16 protein-coding genes are annotated in these 20,651 nt (G+C 69.9%); 14 read left to right on the forward strand and 2 right to left on the reverse strand.

What is annotated here, in order from left to right:
• The first annotated feature begins 9 nt into the window (after positions 1-9).
• From J7495_RS00875 to J7495_RS00940, 14 genes are all read left to right on the forward strand, one after another.
• On the forward strand, positions 10-684 hold the full coding sequence (locus tag J7495_RS00875) for a hypothetical protein (RefSeq protein ID WP_294054175.1): 675 nt from the start codon (positions 10-12) through the stop codon (positions 682-684).
• Positions 671-1,618 carry a DUF692 domain-containing protein gene (locus J7495_RS00880; RefSeq protein ID WP_294054176.1) on the forward strand — a complete coding sequence of 316 codons (948 nt, stop codon included), beginning with the start codon at positions 671-673 and terminating at the stop codon, positions 1,616-1,618. The genes J7495_RS00875 and J7495_RS00880 overlap by 14 nt, the downstream gene beginning before the upstream one ends.
• Positions 1,615-2,403 carry a DNA-binding domain-containing protein gene (locus tag J7495_RS00885; protein WP_294054177.1) on the forward strand — a complete coding sequence of 263 codons (789 nt, stop codon included), beginning with the start codon at positions 1,615-1,617 and terminating at the stop codon, positions 2,401-2,403. The genes J7495_RS00880 and J7495_RS00885 overlap by 4 nt, the downstream gene beginning before the upstream one ends.
• 67 nt (positions 2,404-2,470) lie before the next feature.
• Positions 2,471-4,435 carry a methyl-accepting chemotaxis protein gene (locus J7495_RS00890; protein WP_294054178.1) on the forward strand — a complete coding sequence of 655 codons (1,965 nt, stop codon included), beginning with the start codon at positions 2,471-2,473 and terminating at the stop codon, positions 4,433-4,435.
• A gap of 5 nt (positions 4,436-4,440) precedes the next feature.
• Complete coding sequence (locus J7495_RS00895) at positions 4,441-5,829, forward strand: chemotaxis protein CheW (protein WP_294054179.1); 1,389 nt, start codon at positions 4,441-4,443, stop codon at positions 5,827-5,829.
• Positions 5,826-6,881, forward strand: a complete 1,056-nt coding sequence (gene cheB / locus J7495_RS00900; protein WP_294054180.1) for a chemotaxis-specific protein-glutamate methyltransferase CheB — start codon at positions 5,826-5,828, stop codon at positions 6,879-6,881. Before J7495_RS00895 ends, cheB begins: the two co-directional genes overlap by 4 nt.
• Positions 6,878-7,726 (forward strand): protein-glutamate O-methyltransferase CheR, encoded by an 849-nt coding sequence (locus J7495_RS00905; protein WP_294054181.1) that lies wholly within the window; start codon positions 6,878-6,880, stop codon positions 7,724-7,726. The genes cheB and J7495_RS00905 overlap by 4 nt, the downstream gene beginning before the upstream one ends.
• Positions 7,726-9,654 carry a chemotaxis protein CheA gene (locus J7495_RS00910; RefSeq protein WP_294054182.1) on the forward strand — a complete coding sequence of 643 codons (1,929 nt, stop codon included), beginning with the start codon at positions 7,726-7,728 and terminating at the stop codon, positions 9,652-9,654. Before J7495_RS00905 ends, J7495_RS00910 begins: the two co-directional genes overlap by 1 nt.
• The gene (locus tag J7495_RS00915; RefSeq protein ID WP_294054183.1) at positions 9,651-9,890 is read left to right on the forward strand and encodes a hypothetical protein; all 240 of its coding nucleotides are present in this window, start codon (positions 9,651-9,653) and stop codon (positions 9,888-9,890) included. The genes J7495_RS00910 and J7495_RS00915 overlap by 4 nt, the downstream gene beginning before the upstream one ends.
• Before the next feature lie 82 nt (positions 9,891-9,972).
• Entirely contained in the window at positions 9,973-10,353 is a 381-nt protein-coding gene (locus tag J7495_RS00920) for a response regulator (RefSeq protein WP_294054184.1), read from the forward strand.
• Entirely contained in the window at positions 10,350-10,988 is a 639-nt protein-coding gene (locus J7495_RS00925) for a chemotaxis protein CheX (protein ID WP_294054185.1), read from the forward strand. The genes J7495_RS00920 and J7495_RS00925 overlap by 4 nt, the downstream gene beginning before the upstream one ends.
• Positions 10,978-12,972: a hybrid sensor histidine kinase/response regulator gene (locus J7495_RS00930; protein WP_294054186.1), complete on the forward strand. Its 1,995-nt coding sequence runs from the start codon at positions 10,978-10,980 to the stop codon at positions 12,970-12,972. The genes J7495_RS00925 and J7495_RS00930 overlap by 11 nt, the downstream gene beginning before the upstream one ends.
• Before the next feature lie 194 nt (positions 12,973-13,166).
• On the forward strand, positions 13,167-15,533 hold the full coding sequence (locus J7495_RS00935; RefSeq protein ID WP_294054187.1) for a TonB-dependent receptor: 2,367 nt from the start codon (positions 13,167-13,169) through the stop codon (positions 15,531-15,533).
• A 76-nt stretch (positions 15,534-15,609) separates the two neighbouring features.
• Positions 15,610-17,208 carry an AMP-binding protein gene (locus J7495_RS00940; RefSeq protein ID WP_294054188.1) on the forward strand — a complete coding sequence of 533 codons (1,599 nt, stop codon included), beginning with the start codon at positions 15,610-15,612 and terminating at the stop codon, positions 17,206-17,208.
• A gap of 272 nt (positions 17,209-17,480) precedes the next feature.
• On the opposite strand, the gene J7495_RS00945 is transcribed toward J7495_RS00940, so the two are convergent.
• Positions 17,481-19,115, reverse strand: coding sequence for a carboxylesterase family protein (locus tag J7495_RS00945; RefSeq protein WP_294054189.1), 1,635 nt, complete (start codon positions 19,113-19,115; stop codon positions 17,481-17,483).
• Positions 19,112-20,425, reverse strand: a complete 1,314-nt coding sequence (locus J7495_RS00950; RefSeq protein WP_294054190.1) for an MFS transporter — start codon at positions 20,423-20,425, stop codon at positions 19,112-19,114. The genes J7495_RS00945 and J7495_RS00950 overlap by 4 nt, the downstream gene beginning before the upstream one ends.
• Positions 20,426-20,651 lie beyond the last annotated feature (226 nt).

Consider the following 20,651-nt stretch of genomic DNA (forward strand, 5'->3'; position numbering starts at 1 on the left):
GAACGAACCATGGCATCCTGCGCCACCCCGCCGCCGACGCCCGCCCCGCCGCCGGGCGTGCCCGTGCCGACGCCCTATCCCTATGCCGCCGAGCCGGTGTTTCCGGGCTACAACGTGATCGGTCCGCAGCCCGAGGGCATGCCGCTCCACGCCTGCATGGGGCTCAACGCCTGCGCCGGCGCCGACCGCTTCGGCACCGCGGGCCCGCCGGGCGGCAAGGGCCCCAATGCCTGCGCCGGCCAGGGCTATTGCTCGACCGGCACCGACCATACCTGCCACGTCCAGAACGACTGCAAGGGGCAGGGCGGCTGCGGGCTCTACGGCACCGGCGAGGAGATGGAGAGCCCCGGCGCCAACGCCTGCCGCTCGCAAGGCTCGTGCGCGACGCCGATCAACGCCGAGCGCTTCAGCACCAACGGCGCCAACCAGGGCCAGAGCGTGTGGTTGCGCGCCCGCGCGGTGTTCGAGACCAATTGGGCCGCGACCCAGGCGGCGCTCAAGGCCGAGCAGGCGGCGGGCAAGATCCCCGCGACCCAGCCGCTGCCGACCTCGCCCGGCGCGGCGCCCGCCGCCTTCGCGGCCACCGGGCCGACCTATCTCTGGATCTCGAGCGACAATGAAGCGCGCGGCAACATGACCGCATGCGGATCGAGCGGGATGAGCGGGGCCGGTGGCTGCAGCTGAGGACGCACTCGCGGGCCTGCCGCGGCTGGGGCTGGGGCTGGGCCTGCGCAGCGTGCATTTCGAGGCGATCCTGTCGGGCGAGCCGCGCGACCTCTGGTTCGAGGCGATCTCCGAGAATTTCATGGATTCGGGCGGGCGGCCGCGTGCGGTGATCCGCGCGGTCGCCGAGCGCTACCCGCTCGCGCTCCATGGCGTCTCGCTGTCGATCGGCAGCACCGATCCGCTGGACATGGGCTATCTCGCTTCGCTCAAGCGGCTGGCGGACGAAGTGCGTCCCGCCTGGGTGAGCGACCATCTCTGCTGGACCGGCGTGCAGGGGCGCAACTCGCACGACCTGCTGCCGATGCCGCTGACCGAGGAGAGCCTTGCCCATGTCGCCGCGCGCGTGCGGCAGGTGCAGGATTTCCTCGAGCGCCCGCTGATCCTCGAGAATCCGAGCAGCTACGTGCGCTTCGCCCAGTCGACGATGGAGGAACCCGCGTTCCTCCGCGCGCTGGCCGGGGAGACGGGCTGCGGCCTGCTGCTCGACGTCAACAACGTCTATGTCAGCTGCTTCAACGCCGGCGCCGATCCGATCGCCTATCTCGACGCCTTCCCGTGCGAGCGCGTCGTGCAGATGCACCTCGCCGGGCACCAGGACCTGGGCACGCACCTGATCGACACGCACGATCGGCCGGTGCGGCCCGAGGTGTGGGACCTGTTCCGCCTCGCCTGGGCGCGGACCGGCGGTGCCGCGACCCTGCTCGAATGGGACGACCATATCCCCGTGTTCGGGGACTGCATCACCGAGCTGCGCAAGGCCGAGCGCCATATGGCGGGCGAGGCGCCGCCGCTCGCGGCCGAGCCGCGCGAGGCGGGCAATGCGGGCGTCTCCAACCCGATCGGCTTCCTCGTCCCGCGCGCGATGGACGGGGTGCTGGAGGACGCGGCGTGACCGCGCTCGCCGAGGCGCAGCGCCGGATGCACGACGCGCTGGTCCATCCAGACCGCGATTCGGCCGCGGCGCTGTTCGCCGGCGACGGCCGGCTCGGCGTGGCGGGCGGGCTCGCGGTCTATCGGCGCGGTTATTTCCTGCGCATCGCGGCCTGCATGCGCGAGCAGTTCCCGGCGCTGTGCCATGCGCTGGGCCGCGCGTTGTTCGACGATTTCGTTGCCGACTATATCCGCGACTGCCCGCCGGCGCGGCACACGCTCTACGACCTCGGCCGTCGCTTCGCCGGCTGGATGGAGGCGAACCGGCCCGACGGCGAGGCGCGCGAGCCCTGGGTCGACTTCATGATCGACCTGGCGCGCTTCGAATATGCGGTGTTCGTGATGTTCGACGCGCCGGGCAACGAGGGCCGCCCCTTCGCGGCATCCGACACGCCAGACGCCGCGCTGCGCCTCCAGCCCGCCTTCGCGCTCGGCACCTATCGTTTCCCGGTCGCCGGCTATTACCACGCCGTACGCCGCGGCGAGGATCCGCCGCTGCCCGCCCCCGCGCCAAGCCATGTCGCACTGGTCCGCACCGACTATGTGACGCGCACCGTGCTGCTGAGCGAGACGCACCACGCCTTTCTCGCCGAGCTCCAGGCAGGCGCCGGCGTGGGGATGGCGCTGGCTGCGGTATCGGCGCGCTTCGCGCTCGACCCCCGGGAGGTTACTCGCTCATGGCTGGGCCCGCACGGCAGCCGTGGCCGCTGGATCGAATGGGGGTTCTTCGTCGCGTCGGAGCCCTGACGCTGCCCCGCCCGCGATTTCGCCGGCCGCTATCCTGCGTTACTGGCATGCCGTGCGGCCTTCGCCTATGCCGCTGACTCTTCCGGGCTTTGCGAGCGAGGATGCGATGGCGTTGGTCAAGAAATCCTCCCTCGGTGCGCGCAAGACTCGCGCGCCGGCACCGGCCGAAGACAAGGCGGCGCCATCGCCTCCTCCCGTTCGCCGAACGACGGCCAAGGCCGGTACGCGAGCCGCATCCGCGGTCGAGCGGATCGACCAGGCGACGCAGGAGCTCGGCAGCGGCCTTGCCCAGGCCTCCGCCGCCTCCTTCGAGCTCCAGCGCGCGATGGACCAGATCTCGAGCGGCGCCGAGGAAGCCGCCGGCGCCGCGCAGGAATCGCTCGGGCTGATCGGCGCGCTCACGACCGGGTTCGGCGATGCGCGCACGCGGGCCGAGGCGTCGCTCCGCCAGGTCGAGACGATGGAAGTCGCGTTCGGCGATGCCAGCGCGCAGATCGAAAGCTCGGTCGCGGCGATCGAACTCAACGCCCGGCGCCAGCTCGGCTCGGTCGAGATCATCGGCGCACTCGAACTCGCTGCGGCAGGGATCGGCGAGATCGGCCGCACCGTCGCGGATCTCTCGGACCAGACCAGCCTGCTCGCGCTGAACGCCACGATCGAGGCGGCGCGCGCGGGCGAGGACGGCAAGGGCTTCGCCGTGGTCGCCGACGAAGTCCGCGCGCTCGCCGAATCCTCCGAGACGAGCGCGAGCGAGATGGAACGGCTCGCGGGCGGCATCGCCGGCGAAGTCAGGGCCGTCGCCGAGCGCGTGCGCATCGCTGCCGAGACGGCGACGGGCGAAGCGCGTTCGGGCAGTGAAGTCGTCGAACGGCTGCGTTCGGCGCGCGCCGAGCTTGCGGCAATCGCGACCGGCGCGCAGGCGATCCTGCTCGCCGCGACCGAAGCGGTGACCGCCGCGCGCGACGCCGAGCGCGGTGCCGAACAGGTCGCCAGTGCCGCCGAGGAACAGTCCGCCGCTGCCGCCGAGGCGCAGCAGGCGATCGCGCAGCAGAGCGTGTCGCTCGAGCAGAGCCAGCAGGCCGCCGAGGCGCTCGCGGTGCTTTCGGGCGGTCTCCAGCGGGGTAGCGACTCTGCCGGCGCCGCAGAGCAGCTTGCGACCGCTGCCGAGCAATTGTCGGCGACGGTGCAGGAGCTGTCGGGCGCATCGGGCCAGATCCTCGTCGCCGTCGAGCAGATCGGGCGCGGCGCCCAGGTCCAGGCGGCGGCGACGCACCAGGCCAACGCCGCAATGGCACAGATCGAAAAGGCCGCTTCGAGCGCGTTCGAGACCGGCGACGCGGCGGCCAATCGCGTCACGGCGGTGGCGGCGTCGGTCGCCCAGGGCCGCGCGATCGTCGGCAAGCTGACCCGGGGCGTCGACAGCGCGCTCGACGAGACGCGCGGCGTGCTCGGCCTGCTCGCGACGTTGGGCGAGACCGCACGGCGCGTCGAGAAGATCGCCGACGGGCTCGCGCTGATCGCGGTCCAGACCAGCATGCTCGCGGTCAGCGGCTCGGTCGAGGCGACGCGCGCGGGCGAGGCGGGGCGTGGCTTTGCGACTGTCGCCGGCGACATCCGCAAGCTTGCGCGCGAGGCGGCCGACAACGCCGAGCGTGCCAAGGACGTGGTCCGCGCGATCCAGGACCAGATCGCGACGATCCGACGCGATCTCGACCAGATCGTCGGCGCGGCCGAATCCGAGATCGGCCGCAACCTCGCGATGGTCGAGCGCTTCCAGGCGATCGCCGGCGAGCTCGAGGCGATGGGGGCGGCAAGCATCGCGACGCGCGACGGTGCCCAGGCGATCCTGCGCGCGGTGGAGGAAGTGAGGCGCGGGACCGAGCAGATCGCCAGCGCGGCCGAGCAGGCGTCGAGCGCTGCGCGCGAGGCGGGCGCGGCGGCGCACGAGCAGGCACAGGGTGCCGAGAGCCTCGCCGCGGCGATCGAGGAAGTCGCTTCGCTCGCCGGCGCGCTCACTGCCGATCGGGGCTGACGGACATGGCGAAGCGCGCCGGCGACCTCCAGCAGCTGACGTTCCGCGTCGGCGGGCGACGGATGGCGCTCCCCGCCGCGCGCGTGCGCGAAGTCGCGCGGCTGCCCCGGATGACGCGCGTGCCGCACGCGCCGCCCAGCCTGATGGGCCTGGCGAACCTGCGCGGCGCCGTGGTGCCGGTGGTGTCGCTGGCCGAGCTGCTGGGCGAGGAGCGGGTCCTGCCTACCCGCGTGGTGGTGATCGACGGCGAGGATCCGGTCGGCCTCGCGGTCGACGCCGTCGAGGCCGTGGGCGAAGCGAGTGGCCGGTCCGTGCGCTCGCTCGAGATCGAGCAACTGCTCGGCACCGCGTTCGGCAGCACCGAAGCGCGCCGCAGCGGCTACGCCCGCGTCCGCAGCGCCTCTTCGGGCGAGACGGGCGCCATGCAGGTCCCGCTCGTCGCCTTCGGCGTTGGCGGCCAGGCGTTCGCCTTGCCGCTCGCCGACGTCGACGAAGTGGTCCGCGTGCCCCAGGAGATCGCCGCGCTGCCCGATGCCGACGCCGTGGTCGTCGGCACCGCGACGTTGCGCGGCGAGCTGTTGCCGCTGCTGTCGCTCGGCGCATTGCTCGGGCTCGGAAGCGAGGGCGCGTCCCGCCGCCGGCGCGTCGTCGTGGTGCGGATCGGCAGGCACCGCGTTGGACTGATGGTGGGCGCCATGCACGGCATCCTGCGCGTCGCGCCCGAGCAGATCGATCCGGTCCCTTCGGTGTTCGCGCGCGGATCCGCCGAGGCGCGCATCCAGGCGATCTGCCGGCTCGACGGCGGGCAGCGGCTGGTCTCGGTGCTCGCCACCGATCATCTGCTCCGCGAGGAGCTGACCGCGCGCCTGCTCCAGGGCCAGGGTGGCGAGCAAGCGGCGGAGGAGGCAATGGTGAGCGAAGCGAGCGAGCAGTTCCTGCTCTTCCGGATCGGGGAAGAGGACTTCGGCCTGCCGCTCGCGGCGGTCGAGGAAGTTGCGCGCTTGCCCGACAAGCTCACGCGCCTGCCCAAGGCGCCCGCCTTCGTCGAGGGCGTGATCAATTTGCGCGGCAATGTCGTCCCCGTCATCGACCAGGCCCGCCGCTTCGCCGGCACGGCGACGAGCGGCGCGCGCCGCCGCGTGGTGGTCGTCGCGATCGGCGAGATGCGCGTCGGCTTCCTGGTCGACGGCGTGAGCGACGTGCTGAGCGTTCCCGCCACCGCGTTGCGCCCGGCGCCCGAACTCGGCGGCGAGGGGACGCGCGTGTTCGATCGCGTCGCCAATCTCGAGGACACGAGCCGCGTCGTGCTGATCGTCTCGCCGCAGGAGCTGCTCGACCGCGCCGAGCGCGACCTCGTCGCGGCGCTCGCCAGGGGCACGTCAGAGGCGTCGTGACCAGGCTATTGATCGTCGACGATTCGCCGCTGATGCGGCGGCTGCTCACGGGCATCTTCGAAGCCGCCGGCGATTTCGACGTCGAGGTCGCGCGCACCGGCGAGGAAGCGATCGACAAGGCGCGGGCCTTCGCGCCGGACGTGATCACGCTCGACATCAACATGCCCGGTATGGACGGGCTGGCCTGCCTCGACCGGATCATGCTCGAGCGGCCGTGCCCCGTGGTGATGCTCTCGTCGCTTACCGAGGAAGGAGCGGACGAGACGCTGGAGGCGATGGCGCTCGGCGCGGTCGACTTCGTCGCGAAGCCCCGCGGCGCGATCTCGCTCGAGATCGAGGCGATGGCGCCCGAACTGGCCGACAAGGTCCGCGCCGCGGCCCGCGCGCGCGTCTCCCGAACGGCAAGGCTCACCGAGCGCGTCCGGCTCGCCACCGCGAAAGCCCGCCCGGCGGCGGAACCGCGCACGCCGATCAAGCCCCGCGACCCCGGTCTCGTGCTGGTCGGCGTCTCCACCGGCGGCCCGCCTGCGCTCGACGCGCTGCTCGCCCCGCTGCCCGCCGACTTCCCCTGGCCGATCGTCATCGCCCAGCACATGCCCGCGAGCTTCACCGGCCCGCTCGCGCGCCGGCTCGACCGGCTCTGCGCGCTGACGGTGGAGGAAGTCGCGAAGCCTGCGCCGCTGCGGCCCGGCCATGTCTATATCGCCCGCGGCGACGCCGACCTGCTGATCTCCCGGCGCGCCGGTGCGCTGGCCGCGGTGCCGGCCCCGGCGGGCGAGGCGCTCTGGCACCCGAGCGTCGATCGGCTCGTCGCAAGCGCGATGCAGCATGTCGCGCCCGAAGTGCTGATTGGTGTGTTAATGACCGGCATGGGCGCCGACGGAGCAGCGACGATGACGGAGTTGAAGGCGCGGGGCGGGCATGCGATCGCCCAATCCGAGGAGAGCGCGGTCGTCTGGGGCATGCCCGGCGCGCTGGTCGCGGCGGGCGGAGCGAGCGAAGTCGTGCCGCTCGACAGCATCGCCGGGGCGCTGCTGGCCCGCCTCGCGTGACGACGCCGGGGGCGAAGCCGCCCGACCTCCACTTGCCCGACGACGCCTTCCGCCGCGTCACCGAGCTCATGTACCGCTGGACCGGCATGACCTTCGGCGAGAACAAGCGCTATTACATCGAGCGGCGCGTTTCCGATCGGGTGCGCCGGAGCGGGGCGGCCAGCCTCGGCACCTGGCTTGCGTCGCTCGCGAGCGATCCGGGCGAGTGCGAGGCGCTGATCAACGCCTTCACGATCAACGAGACCTATTTCTTCCGCGAGGACCATCAGCTCGCTGCGCTCGTCCGCGAGATCCTGCCGCAGATCGTGCGCCACCGCCGTCCGGGCGACCTGGTGCGCATCTGGTCGATGCCCTGCTCGACCGGGGAAGAGGCCTATTCGATCGCGATCTGGCTGCTCGAGCATTGGCCGCTGGTGGACGCCTACAACATCGAGATCGTCGGCTCGGACATCGACACCGCGGCGATCGAGGCGGCGAGGGACGGCCGCTACGCCGCGCGTTCGCTCGCGCGGCTGCCGGCCGAGCTGATCGAGCGCTATTTCGAGCCCGAGCGCAACCATCGCCGCAAGATCATCGACGACCTGCGCGAGTCGGTGCGCTTCGCTCCCGCCAACCTCGTCGATGCGGCCTCGGCGGCGAGCCAGGGCCGGTTCGACGTGATCCTCTGCCGCAACCTCCTCATCTATTTCGACGAAGCGTCGCGGCTGATCGCGGCGGCGAACCTGTTCGATTGCCTCGCGCCCGGCGGTTTCCTCTGCCTCGGCCACAGCGAGTCGATGACGCGGATCAGCGATCGGTTCGAGCTCGTTCGACTCGAAGACGCGATCGTCTATCGTCGGCCGTGATGGACGAGCTGCTCGAGCAATTCCTGATCGAGGGCCGCGACCTCGCCGCGGAGGCCGAAGCCGCGCTCGCCGATCTCGCCGGGGATTCCGGCGACCAGGCCGCGCTCGACCGGGCGTTCCGCGCCTTCCACACGCTCAAGGGCTCGGTCGCGATCTTCGACATGGCACCGGCCGAGCGCACGCTCCACGCGGCCGAGGACCGGCTCGCCGCAGCGCGCAAGGGCAGCGATGCGCTCGACCGCGTGCTGGTCGAGACGCTGATCGCCTGCATCGACCAGGCGCAGCGCTGGATCGACGAGATGGAGGCGGGTGGCGCGCTCGGCACCGACGCGCCCGCGCGCGCCGAGATGCTGCTCCACCGCCTGGGCGCAGGCGTTGCGGCGGCCCCGGCGCCAGGGAATGACGCCGGCCCCTGGCTCGATGCGCTGCGCGCCCGCGAAGCCGAGGCGCTTGCCGCCGCCGAAGGACCGCTGACTGCCTTCCGCTACGCCCCCGACCCCGAATGTTTCTTCCGCGGCGACGACCCGCTCGCGACCGTCGCCGCAGTGCCCGAGCTGCTGCGTCTCCAGATCCTCCCGGCCGGCGATTGGCCCGCGCTCGACGATTGGGACCCTTTCCGCTGCGTCGTCACGCTCGAGGGCCTGAGCGGTGCGTCCGTCGGCGCGGTCCGCACCGCGTTCAGGCTCGTCCCCGACCAGGTCGAGCTCGCCACGATCATGCCGCTCGAGGACGAGGACCGCGCCCAGCCGGGCACCATCGCGACCACCGCCGACCGGATGCTCCGCGTCGATGCGACCCGTGTCGATGCGATCGCCAGCGGCGTCGGCGCACTGTTCGTCGCGACCAATGCGCTGTCGCACACCGCGGCGCGCGCCGATGCCGTCGATCCGGCCCTCGGCGCCGCGATCCGCGCTTCGCAGGCCGAGATCGAGCGCGTCGCGGCCGACCTCCATCGCACCGCCTCGTCGATCCGCATGGTGCCGCTCGCGCCGAGCCTGCGGCGGCTTCCGCGAATGGTCCGCGAGATCGCCGAGGGGCTCGGCAAGCGTGTCGGCTTCACGCTCGCGGGCCAGACCATCGAAGTCGACAAGGACATCGCCGACGGGCTGTTCGAGCCGCTGCTCCACCTCGTCCGCAATGCGCTCGACCATGGCATCGAGGCGCCCGAGGCGCGCGCGGCTATCGGCAAGCCGGCCGAGGGCAAGCTCGAGCTCGCCATCTCGCGCGAAGGCGAGGATGTCGTCGTGCTGCTCGCCGACGACGGCGCCGGCATCGATCCCCGGCGGATCCGCGACGTTGCCGTCGCGCGCGGCGTGCTCGCGCGCGAGGCGGCGGACGAGCTGACCGACGTCCAGGCGATCCGGCTGATCTTCGCTGCGGGTTTCTCGACCGCTCGCGAAGTCACCGGCCTCTCGGGCCGCGGCGTCGGGATGGATGCGGTCAAGGCCGCGGTCGAGCGGCTGCGCGGGCGGATCGACGTCGAGAGCCGGCCGGGCAAGGGGACCGAGTTCCGCCTGCGCCTGCCGCTCAGCGCGATCACCACGCGGCTGCTCGTCGTCCGCGTCGGCGAGGACCGCTACGGCGTTCCGCTCGACCAGATCGTCGAGACCGCCGGCATTCCCGCCGACCGGATCGTGCCGCTGGGGCTGGGCGAGGCCTGCGTGCTCCGCGACCGCACGCTGCCCGTGCTCGACCTCGCATCGCTGCTCGGCGCGTCGTCCGAAGCCGCCCCGGTCGCGCGGCTGATCGTCACCGAGGCGGACAACGCCCCCGTCGCAGTCCGCGTCGATGCCTTCGGCGATCGGCTCGACGCGCTGGTCCGCGAGCGGCGCGGGTTGCTCGCCAGCGTTCCCGGGGTCGCCGGCACCGCCCTGCTCGGCGACGGCGGCGTGCTGCTCGTCCTCAACCTGCCGGAGCTGGTCGCATGAGCGTGCGCGTCGAAGGCGATGTGATCCATCTCGAAGGCGCGTGCCTGGTCGAGGATGCCGAGCCGCTGCTCGTCGCGCTGCAGGAAGGCGCGACCCGGGTCGAGCTCGCCGCCGCCACCCGCCTCCATCTCGCCGTCGCGCAACTGTTGATCGCGCGGAAACCCATTATTTTATCGCACCCTGCGGATACGTTTCTCCATCGTCACGTTCTAGCCCCTTCGGGGCTGGGCCGATGAGGAATTCCACATCCTTGAGGATGATCCGCGTTATGGACGAAACGCCGCGCCGCGCTATGCGGGACGCGGATTGGAGTTGCCCATGCCCGTTACCGTATTGATCGTCGACGACAGCAAGCTTGCGCGGATCGTCGCCGGCAAGGCGCTCGCCGAGCTCCAGCCCGATTGGGTGAAGGTCGAGGCGTCGAGCGCGGCCGAGGCGCTCGAGATCGTCGCCGCGCGGCCGGTCGACGTTGCGCTGATCGACTTCAACATGACCGAGAAGGACGGTCTCGAGCTTGCCGCCGAGCTGCACGAGAGCCATCCCGAGCTGCCGATGGCCATCATCACCGCCAACATCCAGGACGAAGTCATCGCGCGTGCCCGCGCGGTCGGTGCGACCTTCGTCGCCAAGCCGGTGACGAGCGAGGGGCTGCAGGGCTTCGTCTCGGGGGCTGCGCTGCGGTTGCGGTCGCGCCCGTGACGCCCGAGTCGGTCACGCTCGCCGAGCTCGAGCGCGACGCGCTGACCGAGATCGTCAACATCGGGGTCAGCCGCGCGGCGTCGAGCCTGCGCAAGATGATCGACGACCAGGTGCTGCTCTCGGTGCCTTCCATCGAGGTGGTGAGCCAGCGCCGCGCCGCGCGGCTGATCAGCGAGCGCGAGGCCGCGGAGCTGGTCGCGGTGCGCCAGGATTTCACCGGCCCCTTCTCGGGCCGCGCACTGCTGATCTTCCCCGAGGCGAACAGCCTGGAGCTGGTCCGTGCCGTCACCGGCGACGAGCTGACCGCGCAGGAGCTCGTCGAGATGGAGCATGAGGCGCTCGCCGAGACCGGCAACATCATCCTCAACTCGTGCCTCGCCACCATGGCGAACATGCTCAAGCGCTCGCTGACGATGACCATCCCCGAAGTGCTGCGCGGCGACGGCGCGATGCTCTTCGAAGTCGACGAAGCGACCGAAGTCGAGGGGCTCGTGCTGTTCCTCTACATCGACTTCGCCGTCCGCCGCCGCGACATCCGCGGCTATATCGCGATGGTGATGGACCTGCCGTCGCTTGCGGCGCTGAAGGAACTGCTCGACGAATTCATCGCGCGCGTCATCGGCGATGGCGACTGACGCGCCCGCGCGACGCGGTGACCTTGCGGACCAGCGGCTCGGCGCGATCCTCGCGGCGGCGGGGGCGAGCGGCACCTGGGACTGGGACCTCGAGACCGAGCGGCTCCACGTCGACCAGCGCTTCGCCGACCTCTACGGCATCGATCCCGCGGCGCAGGACGACCTCCGCGGCTCGACCTTCTTCGCGGCGATCCACCCCGACGACAAGGCGCGGATCCGCATCGCGGTCGCCGGCATCCGCAACGGCGCCGAGCTCTTTTCCAAGGAGTTCCGCATCCTCACGCCCGACGGCGTGGTCCATTGGATGCATGGCCGCGGCGAGAGCCAGCGCGACGCCGACGAGCGGCCGATCCGCTTCACCGGCATCCTGATCGACGTCACCGAGCGCAAGCGCACCGAGGAGCGGCTGCGCATCGCCCAGTCCGCCGGCGGGGTGGGCACCTTCGAGTACAGCGACGGTTTCGCCACGGCGACCGTCTCGGAGGAATTCTGCCGCCTGCTCGGGCTCCACCCCACGAGCGTGCTTCCGGTCCGGACGATCAACGGCGTCGTCCGCGCGAATCACGGCACGCTGCTGCCCGATGCCGAGCAGCGGGGGAACGCACCCGACACGCTCGACGGCGAATTCTGCATCGTCCGCGCCAGCGATGGCGCGGAGCGCTGGATCGCGCGCCGCGGCGAGATCGTCCGCGAAGGCGGCAGCGGCTATCGGATGATCGGCGTAATCTACGACATCACCGGCGCAAAGGCGCAGGAAGCCGAGCTCAGGACCCTGAACGAGACGCTCGAATCGCGCGTGGAGAGCGCGATCGCCGAGCGGCACGAAGCCGAGGAAGCACTGCGCCAGGCGCAGAAGATGGAAGCGGTCGGCCAGCTCACCGGGGGCATCGCGCACGATTTCAACAACCTGCTGACGGTCATCATCGGCAATGTCGACACGGTGCTTCGCCGCCTCGACGCGAGCGCGGACCCCCGCGCCCGCCGATCGCTCGACAATGCGCTCAAGGGCGCCGAGCGCGCAGCCTCGCTCACCCAGCGGCTGCTCGCCTTCTCGCGACAGCAGCCGCTCGATCCCAAGCCGATCGACGTCCCGCGACTGCTCGCCGGCATGTCCGACCTGCTGACGCGCTCGATCACCGAGGCGGTGGCCATCCATATCGATGCGGCCGACGAGACCTGGCCGATCGAGGCCGATCCGCACCAGCTCGAGAATGCGATCCTCAATCTTGCGGTCAATGCGCGCGACGCGATGCCCGGTGGCGGCTCGCTCACCATCTCGGCGCGCAACGAGCGCCTCGTCGCGCCGCCCCAGGGCAGCGACGGCGAGTTCGTTCCCGGCGACCATGTCGCGATCGCCGTCGCCGACACCGGCTGGGGCATGCCCGCCGAGATCGTCGCCAAGGTGTTCGACCCCTTCTTCACCACCAAGGAGGTCGGCAAAGGCACCGGGCTCGGCCTGTCGATGGTCTATGGCTTCGTCAAGCAATCGGGCGGCCACGTCGGGATCGACTCGCGACCCGGCGAGGGGACGATCGTCACGCTCTACCTGCCACGCCTGCTCCACGTCGCCGAGGTGGCCGACGAGGAGGGCGGCGAGTCCGTCGAGCGCGGAAGCGGCTCGGAATCGGTGCTGGTGGTCGAGGACGACGACGATGTCCGCGCCTATACCGTGGGGGCGCTGCGCGAACTCGGCTATCGCGTGATCGAGGCGCACGATGGCGCCTCCGCGCTGCGGCTGCTCGAGCGCCAGGAGCAGCCGGTGCAATTGCTGCTTACCGATGTGGTGATGCCCGAGATGCCCGGCAGCGAACTGGCGGACGCCGCGCGCGAGATCCAGCCCGGACTGCGCGTGCTCTACACGTCGGGCTATACGCGCGACGCGATCATGCGCGACGGCCGGCTGGAGCCCGGCGTGGACCTGCTGGCAAAGCCGTTCACCTTCGCCACGCTGGCGGGCAAGGTCCGCGACCTGCTCGGGCGATAGGCCGGAGCACGCACGACCGTGGTCCGGCAAGTCCGCGCGGCTGCCGGTTCACGGGCCGTTCCGCCGCGCGGCCAACCGTCCCGATCCGACATTCACTCTTATGAGAATTAGTATTGCAACCCAAGCGGCTTTGCTGCAATTCAGTGGCTGTCAGCGCCCGAAGAGCGCGATCTAGGAGCCCGTGGGGAGGATATATGAAGGCTAGTGCGTTGTGGCTGAGCGCGTCGGCGCTCGCATTCGCGTGTTGCGGCAGCGCGGCCGCTGCGGAGACGCCGCCGGCGGCACAGGACGCTCAGGGCAATGGGGGCCAGGACACTGCCGCCGCCTCGTCGACCGACTCGACCGATTCCGAAGGCGAGATCATCGTCACGGCGCAGCGCCGCAGCGAGAATCTGATGACCACCGCCATCTCGGGTTCGGTGCTCTCGGGCGAGCAGCTCGAGAACAAGGGTGTCGTCAATGTCGACGCGCTCCAGTTCGCGATGCCCAGCGTCGTCGTCAACAATTTCGGCCAGGGCAACGACTTCAACGTCCGCGGCATCGGCAAGGCCGAGCACAACACCCAGACGACCACCGGCGTGATCGTCTATCGCGACGGCGTCCCCACCTTCCCCGGCTATGTCCAGGGCGAGCCCTATTACGACATCGCCAATATCCAGGTGCTGCGCGGCCCGCAGGGCACGATCGTCGGCCAGAACGCGACGGGCGGCGCGGTGTTCGTCAACACCAACGACCCGATCATCGGCGGCGGCGTGCACGGCTATTTCCAGGCCAATTACGGCAACTACAACGACGCGGGTGCGCAGGGCGCGATCAACCTGCCGCTGGGTGACACGTTTGCAGCGCGCGTCTCGCTCTATGGCGAGCGGCGCGACGGGTTCTTCAACATCACCGGCCCCGGCGGCGCCAAATATACCAGCGGCAACGGCGACCTGCGCATGGCCGCGGGGCGGCTCAGCCTGCTGTGGAAGCCGAGCGACAATTTCTCGATCCTGTCGAAGACCGACGTCGGCTACATGGACTTCGGCGGCTATCCGGCCACGCCCTATTGGCAAGTGATGAAGAAGCTGCCGAACGGCACGGCCAATCCGCGCTACGCCGACATCTTCGATCTCACCGCCAACGCGCCGAACTCGTCGCGCGACAAGTTCGTCCGCTCGATCCTGCGCATGGAATATGACACCGACAGCGGCATCAAGTTCCGCTCGATCACGTCGTTCCAGGATGCGAGCACGCGCTACGGCACCGATCTCGACGGCACCTCGTCCGATTATGCGAGCCCGATCACCGGCACGATCGCGAACACCTATTTCTACGATAACGTGCGCGAGCGGCAGGTCAGCCAGGAATTCAACATCATCTCGCCCGACCACCAGCGCTTTACCTGGCTGCTCGGCGCGTCGGGGCTGTGGAACACCTATACCTTCCCGGCGCCCTTCGACAATTTCGACATCAACACCTGTTATCCCTATAGCGCGGCGGTCGCGCCGCAGTGCCATTACCGGCTCAAGGGCGAGAATCCCGAGCGGTCGCTGGCGGTGTTCGGGCAAGTGGGCTTCAACATCACGCCGAGCCTGAAGCTCGAGCTGGGCGGGCGCTATACGGCCAGCCGATCGACCAACCATGTCGACGTCCAGCAATACGCCAACCCGATCTACGCGCCGCTGGCGGTTCCGCCCTATTATTACATCTCCGGTTACGACCCGGTCTATATCCGCGACGACCAGACGGTGAAGTCCGACAACTTCTCCTACAAGGCGTCGCTCGGCTGGAAGGTCAGCCAGGATCACTATCTCTACGGCTTCGTCGCGACCGGCTTCCGCCCGGGCGGCCTGAACGTGCCGGTCGGCCTTGGCCTGCCTGCGCCGTTCGAGCCGGAAAAGGTCACGTCGTTCGAAGGCGGCTGGAAGGCCAATTTCGCGGGCGGCCACGTCCGCACCACGATCGACGGCTTCTACAATAATTACCGCAACTTCCAGGTGATCATCGGCTACCCGACCTATCCCACCTTCGGGATCGAGCTCAACGTGCCCGATACCACCAAGATCTACGGGTTCGAGGCCGAGGCCGAGTTCCACTTCGGCGGCTTCTCGCTCGATGCGGGTATCAACGTCCTGCACAGCAGCCTCGGGCAGTTCTACGCGAGCGATCCGCGCGTCGCTTCGACCGGGGCCTGCGATCCGCGGACCGGCGGCCCGGTGACGTCGACCAATTGCATCAACCTGAAGGGCCGCGACCAGACCTACGCACCGAACTTCACGTTCAACATCGGTGCGCAGTACGAGATCACGCTCGGCAGCGGCGACAAGATCACGCCGCGCGCGAACTATGGCCATGTCGGCGCGCAGTGGGCGACCCTGTTCGAGAATGCGTCGCTCGGCGATCGTCTGGGAGACCGCAACATCGTCAACGCCCAGCTCGAATGGCGCCACGACAGCTGGACGCTGACGGCCTATTCCACCAACCTGACCAACCAGCATTATGCGGGCGCGTTGAACAGCGGGCTCTATTTTGCCGGTCCGCCGCGTCAGTACGGCATCAAGGTCATGAAGATCTTCTGACGTCCGTCTGGCCGGTCGCCGTCCCGATGCGTCGGGCGGCGGCCGGCCATTTTGTCCCTTAAGCGTCGAAAGCCTCATGCAACCCTACGGCCTGACAGTCGACAAATTCCTGGATCATGCCGCCAAATGGTTCCGTGACGCCGAAGTCGTCGGGGGCGACATGGGAGAGGCCGCGACGCGGATCGGCTATGCCGGGCTGCGCGAGCGCAGCAACCGCATGTCGGGCGCGCTGCTCGCACTGGGGCTGGCGCAGGGCGACCGGGTGGGGACGCTCGCCTGGAACACCCAGCATCATTTCGAGCTCTACTATGCCGCGATGGGCGTGGGGCTGGTCTGCCACACGCTCAACCCGCGGCTGACCGCGGCGCATCTCGCGGCGATGGTGAACGAAGCGGCGAACCGGGTGCTCGCGGTGGCGGTGGACCTGCTGCCGCTGGCGGCCGAGCTGCTGCCGCACTGCCCGACGATCGAGCATGTCGTGGTGCTCGACGGATTGCCCGAGACCGATGCGGTCGGCGTGGGTTCGGCGCGGCTGTGGACCTATGAGGCGCTGCTCGAGGCGCATGGCGCGGCGTGCAACTGGGGCGACTTCCACGAGAACAGCCCGGCGGGGCTCTGCTATACTTCGGGAACGACGGGCGCGCCCAAGGGCGTGGTCTATACGCACCGTTCCAACTACCTCCACACGTTGCGCGCGCTGCAGACCGATGCCGTGGGGATCACCGCGCGCGACACGATGCTGCTCGCGGTGCCGATGTTCCACGCCAATGGCTGGGGACTGCCCTTCGCGGCGCCGGCGGCGGGGACGCGGCTGGTGCTGCCGGGGCGCGGACTCGACGGGGCAAGCCTGGCCAAGCTGATGCGCGAGGAGCGCGTGACCGTGGCGGTGGGCGTGCAGACCGTGTGGCTCGGCCTCGTCGACCATCTCGATGCGACCGGCACCGACCTGCCCGACCTCGAGCGCGTGCTGATCGGTGGGTCCAGCTGTCCGGATGCGCTGCTCCGCCGGCTCGAGACGCGGCTCGGCGCCGAGGTCCAGACGAGCTGGGGGATGACCGAGCTTTCGCCGATCGGGACGATCGCGCCGACCGGCTCGGGCGGCGAGGCACGCGCTTCGGGGAGGCCGCCGATGGGGCTCGACCTCAAGCTCACCGACGCCGAGGGCAATACGCTGGTGCCGCAGCGCGGGATCCTGGGGCATCTCAAGGTCAAGGGCCACAGCGTGGTCGACCGCTATTTCCGCGCCGAGGCCGATGCGCTGGATGCCGAAGGCTATTTCGACACCGGCGACCTGGCGATGATCGACGAGGGCGGCAACCTGACGATCTGCGGGCGCTCGAAGGACCTGATCAAGTCGGGCGGCGAGTGGATCAACCCGACCGAGATCGAAGCGATCGTGGGGATGCATCCGGCGGTGCGCCACGTCGCGGTGATCGGCCGGCCCGACGCCAAATGGGGCGAGCGGCCGGTGCTGATCGTCGAGACGCAGGGCGACGACGAGGACCCCCAGGCGCTGGTGGGGCTGCTGCGCGGCAAGGTGGCGGACTGGTGGATCCCCGACCAGGTCGCGGAGGTGGCGGCGATGCCGCTCGCGGCGTCAGGGAAGATCGACAAGAACCGGCTGCGCGCGGATTATGCGCAGGGGAAGATTTTGGCGGACCGGGTTACGCGCTGATCCGTCTCCCCTCCGGAAGGGGCGGGATATGATCACTTCCTATAAATCGTCATCCCGGCGAAAGCCGGGACTCAGGGCAGCAGGCGGCGTCGCTCGTGGCCCCGGGTCCCGGCTTTCGCCGGGATGACGGTTGAGGAGGGCGGTCAGCCCCAATCGGGTTCCGAAACCCAGTCACCGCGCAGCGCCGGGGCAAGCCGGCGCTGCGCGGCTCCAGGCGCCCCATGCCGGCCGTCCGTCAGGACAGGCCGGCGCCCCCCGGAGCGCTCAAACCCTCAGTCGCAACCCGCCGCCTTGGGCGCCATGCTGCCCGGTGCCGCCAGGCCGACGTTCCAGTTCCAGCCGACCTTGCCGCTCGCGCGGCGGCGGCACATCACCGCTTCGTTGAGCTTGTACATCCCCGGCATCAGCCCGGTCTCGGCGCGCGGCACGTCGGTGAAGTGCATGAAGTTGCCCGCCGTCCCATAGGCCGGCCAAGCCGCCGCCTTGGCCGCCACCGGCGTGCCGGTCGCGGCGAAGCTCGTCCAATAGTCGAGCATCGCGTCCGAGAGGCCGTGCTCCTCGGGCGTGTCGGGCATCTTGGGCCAGTTGGGCCCGATGCTGCCGAAGGTGCCGAAGACGTAGGGAAGCTCGCTCGCGTGGAAGGCGTGGAGCCCGGCGCCGTCCATCGCCGGATAGCCGTGGTCCCACATGTAGAGATACGCAGGCTGGCCCACTTCGGTCTGCTTGATCGCCATGCGCTGCGCGGTCCAGCCGTAGAGCGCGTCGCGCGTGGTGGCGATGATGCTCTCCTTGTAATCGGCGGCGGGGTAGAGCTTGAGGAAGTCGTCGGCGAGGTCGCCGTAGCGCTGGCGGATGCCGGCCTCATAGTCCGCGGCCGAGGCGGGCGGCTTGGGCGCGAGCACCATCAGCGAGCGGATCTCGCCCTGGTTGAAGCCGATCAGCAGCGGCACCTGCGCCATCTTCTTCTCGTCGAAGGCAGTGGTCATCTGCTGCGGCAACACCAGCCCGTCGACATTGCCGAAGGGGAAGAAGCCCTTGGTCGCGGCGTCGGTGATCGTCTGGGCGTCGAGGCCGCGCAGCGCCGCGACGTCGCTGGCCTGCATCGCGCCGGCGAACATCTGCCCCGCCGCTTCGGCCGAAGGCACGCCGAGCACGCTCTTCTTGAGCTCGGGCATCGCGACCATATAGGCGCTCTGGGCGATCGCCTTCTGGAACAGCCCCCTGGCGAGCGGCGATTCGAGCAGGTACATGACACTGAGCCCGCCGGCGGACTCACCCGCGATCGTCACGTTCTGCGCATTGCCGCCGAACGCCGCGATGTTGTGGCGGATCCAGCTGAGCGCGGCGATCTGGTCGAGCAGCCCGTAGTTGCCCGAAACCTTCTGCGGCGATTCGAGGCTGAGCCCCGGATGCGCGAGCCAGCCGAGGATGCCGAGGCGATAGTTGATCGAGACGACGATCACGCCGCGCTCGGCCATGCGCTGGCCGTCGTAGCTCGCTTCGCGGCCCGAGCCGCTGACCAGCGCGCCGCCGTGGATCCACACGAACACCGGCGCATTCTTCGCGTTCTTCGGCGCCCAGATGTTGAGCGAAAGGCAATCCTCGCTCGTCGGCATCGTCGTGGCGGGGGTGTAGACGCTCTGGCCCTTGCCGCTCGGCTGGATGCACGCCGGGCCGAAGTCGGTCGCCGGGCGCACGCCCTTCCACGGCGCCATCGGCGCGGGCGGGCGCCAGCGCATCGCGCCGACCGGCGGCATGGCGAAGGGAATGCCGCGATAGACGTTGAGGTCGCCCTCGGCCTTGCCCTCGACTGCGCCCGAGGGGGCATTGGCGATCGGGCCCGACTGCGCCGCAGCAGGCGTTGCCAGCGCAAGCGCGGAGACGGCGAGGAGACGAAGCGATTTCATGCGGCGACCTTTCCTTCGGCCCGGAGACGCCGGGCGAGCACGAGAAAGAAGACGATTGCGATCAGGTAGAAGGGCGTGAGCGTATAGAGGGCCGACTGGAGCGGCGCGGCGGCGCCGTGCGCCTTGAACCAGTCGCTCGCGGCGCCGACGTAGGTCGGGCCCAGCCCCAGGCCGATGAAGTTCATCACCAGGAGCAGCAGCGCGCCCGAGAGCACCCGCTGCTCGGGCCGGACCTCTTCCTGCACCAGCGCGACCGCGGCGGAGAGGTAGAAGTAATTGAAGAAGTTGACGATCGTCAGCAGCGTCAGCGCCAGCTGCCAGCCCGGCGACCAGACGAAGCCGACGTAGAAGGGCATTGCGATCGCCAGGCTGATCGCAGGCGCCAGCGCGTAAGCCAGACGCGAGCGGCGCGTGAAGCGATCGATGATCCGCCCCGAGGCGAGCATGCTGGCACCCATGCCGACGAGCACGACGAGCGCATACCAGACCGCGATCTGGTCATAGGTCATCGCCTTCTCGTCCATCAGGTACAGCACCGCGAAATTGCCGAGGCCGTAGGTGACGAACTGGGTCGCGCCGCTGCCGAGCGCCGCGAGCATCAGCACGGGGTGCGTGAAGAACATGCGCGTCGTCGACCAGAAGCCGGCCTTGGGCTTCGCTCCGCCAGCCGTGGCGACAGCGGCCGCGTCGAGCGCGCCGCGCTTCGGCTCGCGCATCAATGCGCGCAGCAGCACGGCAGTGACGATGCCGATGACGCCGATCGAGATGAAGGCGTTACGCCAGCCGAAATGCTTGGCGATCCACGCGCCGAACGCCACGCCCAGCGCGGCGCCGACCGGCGGGCCGAGGTTGTAGATGCCGAACGCGAGGCCACGCCGGCCGGGGCGGAAGGTGTCGGTGATCAGCGCATAGCTCGGCGGCACGCCGCCCGCCTCGCCGAAGCCCACCACCATCCGCGCCGCGACGAGCTGCGGATAGCTGGCGGCGAGCCCGCACGCGGTCGTCGCGCCGCTCCAGATCGCGCAGGCGAGCGAGAGCACGCTCACTCGGTTGGTCCGGTCGGCGAAAAAGCCCACCGGCACCGCGATGAAGCAATAGAAGAGCGCGAAATAGAAGCCGCCGATCAGCCCCAGCTGGGTGTCGGTCAGGTGCAGCGATTCCTTGATCGGCTTGGCGAGGATGCCGAGCAGCTGGCGATCGAGGAAGTTGAGCACATAGACGAACGTCAGCGCGGTGAGGACGAGCCAGGCGCGCGAGCTGGCGGCGGCGGGCTGCGCCTCGGGCGCGACGGCATCAGGGTTGCCGGCCATGGAATCAGTGCGACCCGAAAGGAAATGGAAACACGGGAAGAGGGCGCTCGCCCTGCCTGGTGGACTCTGGACCCACGGTTTCCTCTCTCTCGGCGTTTATCGTGTCGTTTCCGGCATCATGGGGCCAAGCCGCGCGGCGAGTCAATGGACGTTAACTTGCTTGTGAATATCTTTTGGCCGCAATGGTCCGAAGCGCTTGACGCTCGCGGATCGGGCTGGAAGGACA

The organism is Sphingomonas sp. (genome assembly GCF_017745215.1).
GTDB lineage: Bacteria > Pseudomonadota > Alphaproteobacteria > Sphingomonadales > Sphingomonadaceae > Sphingomonas.